The following is a 12,547-nucleotide window of genomic DNA, read 5'->3' as shown; positions in this document are numbered from 1 at the left end:
GAAAGATTCATCTTCAAAATCATGCAGCAATGATACGTTACACTCCTGCAAAACAGTTAACCTTAGAAGGATTTTCAACTCCTTTTTCGCAGCAATTATCCACTACAAACCGATGGGTTATACTAGCTGCAAAGATTCCGTGGGACAAACTGGCGGACGTGTATTATAAAAAAATGCGGGCAGATTTCGGTGCTCCAACATTGAGTGCCCGGATGGTAATAGGTGCAGTGATCATCAAACATATACTTAACATAGATGATCGGGAGGTAGTAGAGCAGATCACGGAAAATATATATCTGCAATATTTTGTAGGCTTAAGCAGTTTTCAACAGGAGGCTCCCTTTGATGCATCATTGATGGTCAGTATTAGAAAAAGATTAGGCATAGATGTGATGTCCAGATTGAATGAGATTATTTTGCAGGAAGCCGGACTAATCAAAGCGAATGAAGAGAAAACAGCGGATACCCGCAGTGAGGATGATCAGGATGGGAATGGTGGAAAGAGTAATAACAATGTCTTGAATGAGCATACAGAGAGCGTAAAAGGAAAGTCATCTGATGGGCTATCAGGAACAGTCATGTTAGATGCGACAGTGTCAGAGCAACAGATCGAATATCCAACAGATATCAAATTATTAAATGAGGGTCGCCGTCAATTGGAAAGGATGATAGAGCGGGGATGTCAGGTAGCAGAACTGGTGATGCCGCGCATGTATCGGAGAATAGCGAGGAAGCAATATTTGAACATTGCCAAAAAAAAGAACAAAAGCAAACGAGATATACGCAGAGGTATCCGACAGCAATTACAATATGTTAAACGAGATTTAAAGTACATCAACTGGCTGATAGAATCAGAAGCTAATTTCAAGGGGGTGCTGAAAATGAAAGACTGGAGGTTAATACGGGTGATCCAGGAAATGTATCGTCAGCAGGCAGAGATGTATAAGAATAGAGAGCATAAAATATCGGATCGGATTGTAAGTATCTATCAACCGCATGTACGTCCAATACCGAGAGGTAAAGACCGTGTATCAACTGAGTTTGGCAGCAAACAACTGGTGATGTTGAAAGATGGCTACACCCATATAGAAAAACTGAGCTGGGATAATTACAATGAAGGTTCATTGTTGACCGAAAGCCTTGAAACATATAAACGCTTGTTTGGGTGCTATCCAGAGCGTGTATTGGGAGATCAGTTGTTCGGCACACGTGAAAACAGACGATTCATGAGTGGAAAAGGGATCCGTTATGTGGGCAAGCCATTGGGTCGGCCCTCATCAAATAGTAAGGAGCAAAAGCGATTATTGCAAAAGGAGATGCCGGAACGAAATGCGATCGAAGGGAAGTTTGGACAGGGGAAAAATGCATATGGACTGGGCAAAATCAAGGCCCGCCTCAAGGATACAGCTGAGAGTTGGGTGATGTCTATATACTTTGTTATGAATCTGCTTAAACTGGCAGCAGGTTCTTTGTTGTCAGTACTGCAGATCTATTACTGGCTGGTAAAGGAGGGCTATTTGACCACAATGGGGAATAGATCCGATACACAATTTATATCCCGGTATCTGAGACATTAAGAAGGGTAAATCGATTCGGTGTAAAAATGAAAAATAACAGATCGGGAACTTATTCAGCAGACCCTACTTATATGGGCGTTTTTATGGAATTAGAAGTTATTATTTCGTATAACTACAGATACAGGTCAACACATCAGTGTACAAACATAGTTTCACAACGATTTGAAGTGGTCGCTTGTTCTCATAATTGTAGTTTCGTAATTCACTACTAATATCGGAAGAAAATCGTATTAATCAACAAAAAACTGTTTCTTCATAATATAACTCCCTGGCTTTAAAGTTAGCCTATTCGTTACTCTACCTGCCCTTTCTCTTTTAACTCCTTCACAGACTTCATCAGCTCAGCTATCACTTCCTGCATCTTTTGCTTCTCCTTATGTTCTTCAATCATATACAGCGTAAGCTCCTCTACTTTCTGAAGCAACAACTTATTCATCTCCCCCAGGTCAATACCTTCTTTCTTTACCTCTTCACTGGTAGGCATTCCAGACAGGTGCCTATTCGTGTTGATATAATTTTCAACTTCCTGTAATGATGGTAACTGATAATCAGGTTTAAATACAAAATCAGCCCAGCCACTTGAAAGTACTTTTATCTTACGGGCACCAATTGAACCTTCTACCGCCAACATATGACTACCAAAGCTTGTTGTTCCAATGCCAACATTACCTTGTATAATAACAGGATCCAGACCAGTAAAAACCTGCACATTCGTTACATCATTATCCCTTACAATGGTAAGTACCGGAGACTGAGAGTATCCCGTAAAGGAAAAGTTATATAATGATGCACCATTCTGAATGCTGACCGCAAGGTAACTTTCACCATTATAAACAAGTGTTACCAATGAAGCAGGTTCATTATAACTTATGATGCTACCACGATTGGCATTATACGCACTGGATGTATTTACTTCCACAGTCCATTTACGGTTATATGCTTCTGCACTTCCCCTTATTGCAGTTATTTTCCCCTGCACATAATTATCGGACATTAAAGTAGTTGAATATACCTTATGCAACAGCAAATAGTTAATGCCCTGGGAGTCTTCTGTTTGTCCTGCTATTGCGATGGTACCATAATTACGGGTGTTCTGCGCCATCACTCCAACAGAAGTTGCAAACAGCAATAAGAAACTAAGAAAGCAATTTTTTGTTTTCATATGTAAAAGGGTTTATTGAATAATGTTTGTTATTGAAAAATTGATGCCCCTTCCAGGCCTTTTTTTAAAAGCTGTTCGTCCTCATTTGTTGAACGTATAAAGATGCTGTTGATAAGGATTTATTAGTGACAGGAACAAGCAATTCGTTGGTCATACAATGACCGCTTGACTGGGTCTTCCGGCAGGAATAATATTACCTGTATACGTGTATCCAAGCTTTTCTTTCATAAGAATGAGAAAAGTAATGGTATAGAACAGTTAAAATGGCTTTGAGAAGTTAAATCATGCCTGTTTTCATCTTTACGTTGGGTATAAAAACGGCTATAAAAGTATCCATACTTAATCAAATCACCACTAACACCTTCGTGTTAATCATTACCCGTAATATTTACATACCCCTGTTTTATAACCCGCTATCAAAAGTAAAAGGAACATACGCAGCATATCTACGCAGCACAAATTTATTAGACTCCCACTTCTTCTCTCTTATAACCGTACATCAATTTCTTTTGCAACTTTGCCGGCATCGCTGCATACTCCGCACATACCGCTTTCATCTTGCTTTCCCCTGCGTAACATTCCGCAGGGCAGCAGCTAACTTCCCTACAAAGCTTAGTACAAGCCTCTCCCCATTGGAATTAAAACTGAGCCAAATGAAAGGAATCAATTAGTATTTAATGGAACTGCATTTAAAATATTTGCATTATTGTTGACTCTTTGGTTTGCAGGAGTTTTTATAATTCTCTATCTGGCATGTACCCCTGAAACTGAAACCCGGCCCTAACATAAACCCATACTACCCCATTGTAAAAAAACAAGAAATTCCAAAAATACCCGACATTCCTTATCTTTAGTAACAATCGTAACCTATACATCTCTTAAAAGAACACAATTTCTATACAATCACCTCAAAACCTTTATTACCTCAAATTCAAATTGAACAAGATGAAAAACACCACAATTTCGACCCTTTTCCTATCGGTTACAGGTGCCGTCCTGCTATGGAGTGCATGTAACAACAACAAGAAGTCCGCTGCACTTTCCGAAAGCCAAATCACCTATTCTGCCCTTCAATTACCAAAAGATCCACTACCTACCTGTACCCTTCCGCAAGACACATTTAACACATGGTTCCTGAAAGGCAAGGCCACAGAAAACGGACATGTTACTCCCGCTAATAGTATCACGTTCGGTCATCAAAACAATTGCGATTTCTACCAGTGGTCGGAACGTATGTTCTTATGGGTAACATCTCCCAATACCGGCGTATATGGATCTACCGGAAGAGTACTGGAATCACCGGTATTTTATACAGTCGCTCCCGATACCGCCGGAGGTATGACCCTGATCAAACACCTTCCTGGTACGATCTTACCGGTAAGCCCAGCTCTCAGTAAAAATGGCCCTAACAGACTACCTATCTTCTCTGACAGGAAAGGCCATCTATTTGAAGTATTGCTCCACAAACCCGGAGAAATAGTGCTGGTAAAAAACCGTGCCGGCAAAATAATTGAACTGGGGCCGGTCGAAAAAGATGCAAAGGGAATGCTTCTTTTGAAAGATAAAAAAGGAGCAGCCATTGAAAAACCCCAGTTCGTTACGAATTTTAAAAACCCTAAAAACGTCGTCCATGCATTTGCAACCAGCAAAGGAAAAGCATTCTTCTACAGTAATGGAGACCCGGTAGAAACTGAACTGGCGCAAGCTACGCAAGATGCACTGATGGCACAAAATGGCTCACTCGTATATTATATAACATTTGTCAACGACGTGTATGCCTATTTCGTTGCGGCCAAACAGGCTAAATATATGATCCCTTACCAGTTCCCAACTACCACTCCCGGCAGGGATAGCATAATGACCTTCGCAAGACAACAAGGCTATAGCCTGGCACCAGATTCCAATGCACTGGCTATTGAATTAAAAACTTCGTGGATCATTGCCGATAGCCTCAGCGATGCAAGCGGTTATGTTACAATGGACGCTATTATTCCTACTTACAATACCAGCTCCCCTTCAAAATGGACTGTGACCGGTCAAAAACAGGTAAAACTTGCTTTGGTAGGAATGCACGTAGTAGGCAGCGTGGCCGGCCATCCGGAAATGATATGGGCCACATTTGAACATAACAGCAATACGCCTAACCCCTCATATCAATATATCGATTCCAAGAAAACAGTGCAGACTGTTCCGGCAGACAAGGGCAACTGGCTCTTTAACAATAAGCCTTCATTGCCCCTTGATTCATTTAATAATCCTCACATGACTGCCGATAACCTGAATAACCTGCTTGCTGAAGCACCTTATACAACCATCAGCTCCAGCAATTCACTACGCCTGTTTCCTTTCGGTGCAGATTTTAAACTTGTTCCTAACCAACAGGATACCAGCGCTTCTGCGTCCAATACCGAAATTATCTCCATCAACAATACGATCATGGGCATGATCCCAGGCAATGACATTCGCAAAAACTACGTATTTATTGGTGCTACATGGACGGATGGTGGCACTGCTCCTAATGGGAATGTCTATTCTTCAGATACGACCAAAGGCAGCGCAATAGGTACCAGCCTGCTGGCGAATAGTACCATGGAAACTTATCTCCAGGGAACCTCTTTCACCTGCTTTACCTGTCATAGCCACAACAATTCACTGGCACCTGGCGCCATCAGCCATATTTTTGATACAATTAATCCCGTAAATAATATCCTGAAGAAAATGAAGTAGTGGTAATCATCCGGCAGCAAAACAACGCCGATAAATCTACCTTCATTACATTATAAAAATGCTCCTAAAAACTGTTCGTTTTTAGGAGCATTTTTCATTAAAGACCTTTTTTCTTCGGAGCCGCAGTTCTTCTTTTAACCTGGTAAATCGACAACATTTAATATCACCTATGCGAATATTCAAATTCGCCAGCCCCCCGCAAACAACCTACACCGCAATCTTATTGATCATCCCATTAAAAATAAAATAATGAAACGGCAAAACAGCATACCAATATAACCTGCCTGCCAATCCATGCGGCCTAAACGTCGCCGTTTGCCAGACCACACCATCTTCTATCCTAAACTCCAACCAGGCCTCCCCGGGCAACTTCATCTCAGCATATAACAACAAGCGCCGCTCTTTTTTACTCGCATAAATCACCCTCCAAAAATCCACATGATCACCTACATTCAATAAGGTCGGATTCTTACGCCCCCTCTTTAACCCCACACCCCCAAATAGTTTATCCAACAAGCCCCGAAACTCCCAAAGCCAGTTCGCATAATACCACCCTGTAAGCCCCCCTATCGAAAAAATCCTTTCCAATGCAAGATCCTGGTTAGCAGTTTTACGACATTTCTTATCATTAAACACACCATATTTAGGCACTTGTATAAGCTTAGAATTTCTCCTTTTTTTCCCGGAAAACCCAAGTGCATCATTCCAGGTAGACAACACCAAATTCTGCTCTATCTTATCGAAAGCAATATGAATAGCCTCCTTATATGACATCAAGTGGATCTTATATCTCTGTGAAAGCGAATTCTCCCTGGCCACCACATCCACCTTCATACTTTCAACCAGGTTCTGAGCTAAAGTATAAGATGTAGATGTAACAAAATATAACCAGTATGACGACAACCTTGGCGTCATCACAGGAAGCGTAATAATAGATCTTTTAAACTTTCTTACTTCAGCAAATGATAGTAACATCTGCTTATACGTCAATATATCGGGGCCGTATATATCAAAACTCTTACCGTAGCAATATTCATCAGCCATCACAGCTGTTAAAAACTCAATCACATTTCTAATAGCGATAGGCTGCGTTTTAGTTTTCAGCCATCTCGGTGCAATCATGACCGGGAGCTTTTCTACCAGGTCCCTGATTATCTCAAAAGAAGAGCTTCCTGATCCAACAATAATCCCAGCCCTTAAAGTAGTCAGTGGCTTATTGGCACTACCAAGTATTTGCTCTACATGATTCCTGGAAGAAAGATGCCTTGAAAGTTTATCAGCATTTGTTATACCGCCCAGGTAAATCACCTGTTTTACCTGGCTTTGGTTAACATACTTAACAAAATTCTGCGCTACTTTCTCCTCTAATGACTCAAACTTTCCGGATACGTTCAGAGAATGTACCAGGTAAAAAGCAATGTCAATATCTGCAGGCAATTTCCGCTCAGCATCTTTATCAAGCAGGTCCACCTCCACCGCCGACAAACTATGCGGATGCTGAAACTTTCCCAGGTCAAACCTGCTCAGATCCCTCACCACACATACCACCTGGTGCCCCTGCCCAAGTAAGACAGGAAGCAAACGTTGTGCGATATACCCTGTAGCACCAGTTAATAATATCCTCATAACATGCCATTTCTAATGCTGTGATAAAATTCAAACATTATAATCCGGTAATTCTATTTCATCATTAGCTTGCTTTCCCTTCTTACTAAAACTCATTTCATAATTACCATTTATGTATTGATCATCAATTATAAATACCTATTTATGAAATGAGTTCTAAAAAGCTCCACCTCAGATTTTGCAAACTTAGTACCCGTCAGCGAGAAAAACGCATTGAGTATGCTAACACCTAACCTGGAATCAGGATATGCTGATCAATACTTTTGTTCCTTTCATAATCGACTGATTAAATGTGGTTAACGGGATTCAACTCAAATAACAAATGTAGACAATATCCACGCCATAGTCAATTTATAATCAGCGGCTTCAGCGTTATTCAACCAATACTAAAAGCAAATTATCTGCTTTCAGCCCCTGCCCTCAAAATCTCCAACACCCGCTCCTTTAACTCGTCCATTACCTCACTTTTTATAGGATTAAACTCTTGGTTCTTTATGTTGCCAATCAAATATTCACTATCGAACTTCCTGATATAGTAGTTATCAATCTTCTGAAATCCAGTCTCCTCATCTACTTCCTGAACTGTCACTAAAATACCATCGGCTATTTCAATTAACTGTGACTTCGAAACAAAAACCCTAATCGTGTATGGTTTACCTTTACTATCAGTACGAATATATGAGAAGCTATAAGAGGTTGCATTCATTACAATATAAATTAAGGTATTTATTAAAACTACTCCCTACAAACAATCGCCCATCCAGCAGAATACATCATCAATTTAACACATTCTATCGATCCTATATCAAATCTTTTAAAAGGAAACGGCCCGGTTTTTTTAAGAGCAGTCAAGCTCCGGGAAGTATACGCCCTTCTTCAAAGTGCCTGCTTTTCGGCATAAATCCAAACAACAATAATTGATCAGGGGCCCTATTGCTGATGATAAGGATCATACGCTATCAACGCGCTTCCTCGTCTACAAATCTTATATTAGTAAGCAGTGAAATAATAGTATCAAACATGGGAGTACCGACTAACAAAACAGAACTGGAAAAAGCCATCAGGTTAAACTACGGCAGCTTACTAAAAGAATTGTCATCCATAACGTATAAAGAAGCCACTAAAAAAGAACTGGAAGGCCATACAAAAGGATCCTTGATGAATGTTCATGACCTTGTCGCTTATTTAGTGGGATGGGGAGAACTTGTATTGAAATGGAACCGGCTGATGGACAATGGCGAACCTGTCGATTTCCCTGAAACCGGGTATAAATGGAATGAGCTGGGTAAGCTGGCACAGAAATTTTATATTGATCACGCGGCTTCTGATTATAAGCATTTACTTGAAAAACTGGACGCAACTGTTACTGAAATACTTTCACTGATTGCCGGGAAAAGCAATCAACAGCTATATGGAACGCCCTGGTATACTAAGTGGACACTGGGCAGGATGATCCAGTTTAATACTTCCTCCCCTTATGCAAATGCGCGGGCAAGGATCAGGAAATGGAAAAAATCAAAGGAAGGTGATCAAACAAAGAAAAACGACACCACCCGGAGACAAATAACAAGCATCCAAAGTCAAACAAGCCCTAAAAAAAGAAATACCTCTCCCCCCAAAAAACACTCAGCTTAAAACAAAAGAACAAATCGCTAATTCTTAAAACAAAACAAAAGACAAAAACACAAGCATCTGAAGTCAAATGAAACGAAACAGAGAAAAACGTAAATCCCACGCCCCATGGACATCTGCCAAATGAAACCGATTCATTTATCAGGAAAAAAATAGTATACTACAATCTTTGTAGACTAGCATAAGTATATTATATTCGCACATATATCAAAATCAAAAACACACGGGAACTCCCCGTAAACTATGGCCCATAGCCACTTTATCGAGATCTAAACCTATGGAACACCACCAGGATAACCTTTCCATAGTTACCGACTCAAATTGAACTTAGGTAGACGAACGAGCAAATAAATAATGAACTTATTTTAAGAGAGAAAACAATAAACAACAAAATAACAACATCAACCAATTCAGGCGATAATAACCATAAGGAAAGAGCAAAGTTGAGATAAACATACTACCATAAACTTTGTAAAAAATGTTAACAGGGGATGCCCCCAGGCATCTTATTTCCTATTCGTAAACTATTGCCAGGTTTTAATTACAACAAACAAATCAGGAGGCGCTCATAACGCTCCCCGAGGGAATTTGTCCCTGCTTTAAAATTTAAACAATGAAGTAACAACCATCGAAGCACTACCGTATTGCACCCGGCAATACGACGTACATCTATATATTATCAACTAAAATTCAAAGGGTTTATGATGAGCAAACGAAAAAATTTTGCCAACTTACTTGTTATTGTCATAATGCTGGGGGCTGTCCTTGCCTCTCACCCCACAAGGGCACAGCAACGACACACCATCACAGGAACTGTTACAGACGGCACCGGACAACCAGTTCCCGGCGCTACCGTCCAGTTGAAAGGAACTAAAGCATTTGCGATCGTTGGTGCAGACGGGAAATTCAACCTGGAAATCCCTGCCAATAGCACCGCAAACGAAATCATTGTTAAATCTCTTGGCTTTGAACCTTACACACAAAAAATAGAAGAGCATCCACAAATTCACCTGACAACCAATTCAGGTGTACTCGGCGAAGTCGTAGTGGTTGCTTACGGTACCTCCCAGAAAAAACTGGTAACAGGCTCCTTATCTTCTGTAAGTGGCACCGCCATTGCTGACAAACCAGTGACCTCGCCTGATAAAGCATTACAGGGCGCCGTTGCAGGTCTGCAAATCACCTCCGCTTCCGGTGCTCCCGGCTCCGCTACAGACGTGCGTTTACGTGGTATCGGTTCCATCAACGCCAGCTCAAGCCCGCTTTGGGTTATCGACGGCGCCATCGCTAACTCCGGTGACCTCACCAACCAAACTACTACTGCCAATGCACTGAGCACCCTGAACCCCGATGATATCGAAAGCATCACCGTGCTCAAAGATGCAAGCGCTACCACCCTGTATGGTTCAAGAGCTGCCAACGGCGTTATCCTTGTAACCACCAAAAAAGGTAAAGCAGGAAAAAGCCAGATCAACTTCAACGGAAACTGGGGAGCTAACTCTAACGCCTACTGGAATAAGAACAACCGCCCCATGACCACCCCGGAATATATGAAAGCCTTTAGCCAGGCAATCATCAACGGCGGTGAAGCAACCAGCGAAGAAGAAGCAAAAACTGTCATGGTCGAAGACTATGGCCTGGACTCTACCGTGAACACCATCTGGAAAGACCAGGTTTACCAAACCGGCAAGCAAAGCCAGTATAACCTGAGCTTATCCGGCGGTAACGAAAAAACACAATACTATGCTTCCGGTGGTTATTTTAACCAGGAAGGCGCTACCATCGCTTCTTATTTCAAAAGATACAATGGCGCACTCTCCCTGAACTCAAAAGTAACTGACCGCCTCTCTTTCAGCACCAACATCAATGGCTCTTATGCTGACCAGCGAACACCTTCCAATGGTGGTTATTTTGCAAACCCTGCCGGTGTAATCTATTTCGCATTACCATGGTACTCCCCAAGAAATGCGGATGGCTCCTTTAACTACGGATCAAAAAATGATGCCGGCGGCGGAAACGGTAACTTCCCACTCATTACAGGTGATAACTTCAACCCCCTGATCATCGCAGCATGGGATAAGAACTCTACCAAATCTGCTAACTTCAGAGGCGCAGTTTCCGGTGAATACAAGATCCTGCCTAACCTGAAATTCACATCCAGGTTCAGTGGTGAATACCTCTACTTACATGAATACAAATATTACAATCCTTTCTACGGAGATGGTTATGCTGCCGAAAACCCAGGAAGAGTTGATATTTACAATACCCGCATTTTTGACTGGACATTCACCAACCTCCTGAACTATCATGCTAAACTGGACGATAACAATGACTTCACTTTAGACCTGACACTGGGCCAGGAATCCTATAAGTTCAACAACAGCTATGATGCTTCCAGTGCATCAGGTATGCCATTGAACCTGAAACTGACCAACGCAATAAACGCAGCTAAACCATTATCTTTTACAAGTGGTAACGCCTACAACGCGACCAGTTCTTATCTCTCTAATGGTATCTTAAGTTTCAGAAATAAATACGTCCTCACCGGTAGCTATCGTCGCGATGGATCTTCCGTATTTGGTGCGAATCACCGCTGGGGTAACTTCTTCTCTGTAGGCGCATCCTGGAATGTCAATGAAGAAGAATTCCTGAAGAATATCAGCTGGGTGAACCTCGTGAAGTTAAGAGCTTCCTACGGTGAAAACGGTAACTCCCTGGGCTTTGGTAACTATCAGGCCATCGGTACTTACGGCTATGGCTATAACTATGCCGGCGATGTAGGTAGTGCTCCAACCAACGTAAAAAACGACGACCTGACCTGGGAGAAAAACAAAAACTTTGACATAGGTGTTGACTGGGCATTATTCGACAACAGGTTATCCGGTACATTCGATTATTACCACAGAAGCACTGATAATTTGCTGGTAACCGTTCCCCTCTCCTACACTACCGGTTATAGTGGCGGTGAACTGATGAACGTTGGTGCTATGTCAAACCATGGGATCGAGTTCAGCATCTCTGCTATACCAGTAAAAACAAAAGACTTTACCTGGAACGTATCCTTCAACATTGCGAACAACCACAACAGGGTAAATAAACTCTACGGAGGCAGCCCAATTGCCAGCGGTGTATTCATGATTGCTGAAGGTCATGATGTACAGGAATATTATATGAGAAACTGGAAAGGTGTTGACCAGGCAAACGGTAACCCTCTGTGGTATACAAACGGTGCGGATACTGCAACTACCAGTACAGTCTCAAAAGTTACCAAAGACTTTACCGGGAAATCTGCTTCACCAAAATGGTTCGGTGGCTTCTCAAATACATTTACCTACAAGGCATTCTCTCTCTCAGGTACACTCACCTACAGTCTCGGGAACTACCTGTATGATGGCTATGCTACTTATTATAATAGTGATGGTGCTTATTACGGTTCTGAAAACCAAACCAACCTGCAATTGCAGGCATGGACGCCGGAACATACCAATACCATTGTACCAAAGGCGTCTACATCCAACTCAACCTCTTCTTATGCGTCCTCTACAAGGTACCTGTATAAAGGAGACTATTTCCGCTTAAGAAATGTGCAGTTCACTTACACCCTTCCTTCCTCCCTGTTAAGCAAGCTCAGAGTGGCAAGTGCTGCTGTATACGTGAGTGCAAACAACATCTGGACATTTGGAACTGACAAGTACCTGCCATTCGATCCTGAACAAGGTATTAAGAATACAGCCAGCTTCAATGCTCCTGCAGTTAAGACAGTGTTAGGTGGCGTGAAAATCGGGTTCTAACAGCATTTATTCATCATTGAAAAATGAGCATC

7 protein-coding genes are annotated in these 12,547 nt (G+C 41.7%); 4 read left to right on the top strand and 3 right to left on the bottom strand.

All coding sequences use genetic code 11. From position 1 onward, the window contains the following. Positions 1-29 precede the first annotated feature (29 nt). A complete protein-coding gene (locus U0033_RS30845; RefSeq protein ID WP_322518427.1) occupies positions 30-1,577 on the top strand; it encodes an IS5 family transposase in 1,548 nt (515 codons plus the stop codon). 292 nt (positions 1,578-1,869) lie between these two features. Here U0033_RS30845 and U0033_RS30840 read toward each other — a convergent pair whose 3' ends face one another. Then, positions 1,870-2,739: a hypothetical protein gene (locus tag U0033_RS30840; RefSeq protein WP_143150963.1), complete on the bottom strand. Its 870-nt coding sequence runs from the start codon at positions 2,737-2,739 to the stop codon at positions 1,870-1,872. A 945-nt stretch (positions 2,740-3,684) separates the two neighbouring features. On the opposite strand from U0033_RS30840, the gene U0033_RS30835 reads away from it, so the two are divergent. Then, positions 3,685-5,466, top strand: a complete 1,782-nt coding sequence (locus U0033_RS30835) for a hypothetical protein (RefSeq protein WP_072366193.1) — start codon at positions 3,685-3,687, stop codon at positions 5,464-5,466. Between the two features lie 207 nt (positions 5,467-5,673). Here U0033_RS30835 and U0033_RS30830 read toward each other — a convergent pair whose 3' ends face one another. Then, positions 5,674-7,092 (bottom strand): SDR family oxidoreductase, encoded by a 1,419-nt coding sequence (locus U0033_RS30830; RefSeq protein ID WP_072366191.1) that lies wholly within the window; start codon positions 7,090-7,092, stop codon positions 5,674-5,676. A 397-nt stretch (positions 7,093-7,489) separates the two neighbouring features. Next, positions 7,490-7,798, bottom strand: a complete 309-nt coding sequence (locus U0033_RS30825; protein WP_072366189.1) for a hypothetical protein — start codon at positions 7,796-7,798, stop codon at positions 7,490-7,492. 314 nt (positions 7,799-8,112) lie between these two features. Between U0033_RS30825 and U0033_RS30820 the strand changes: the two genes are divergently transcribed. After that, positions 8,113-8,727: a ClbS/DfsB family four-helix bundle protein gene (locus U0033_RS30820; protein ID WP_072366187.1), complete on the top strand. Its 615-nt coding sequence runs from the start codon at positions 8,113-8,115 to the stop codon at positions 8,725-8,727. Positions 8,728-9,425: 698 nt separating this feature from the next. Next, on the top strand, positions 9,426-12,515 hold the full coding sequence (locus U0033_RS30815; protein WP_083571907.1) for a SusC/RagA family TonB-linked outer membrane protein: 3,090 nt from the start codon (positions 9,426-9,428) through the stop codon (positions 12,513-12,515). Positions 12,516-12,547: the final 32 nt, after the last annotated feature.

Source organism: Chitinophaga sancti (genome assembly GCF_034424315.1).
GTDB classification, from domain to species: Bacteria; Bacteroidota; Bacteroidia; order Chitinophagales; family Chitinophagaceae; genus Chitinophaga; species Chitinophaga sancti.
Note: the sequence above shows the minus strand (reverse complement) of the source record. Positions and strands in the feature narration are given on the sequence as shown.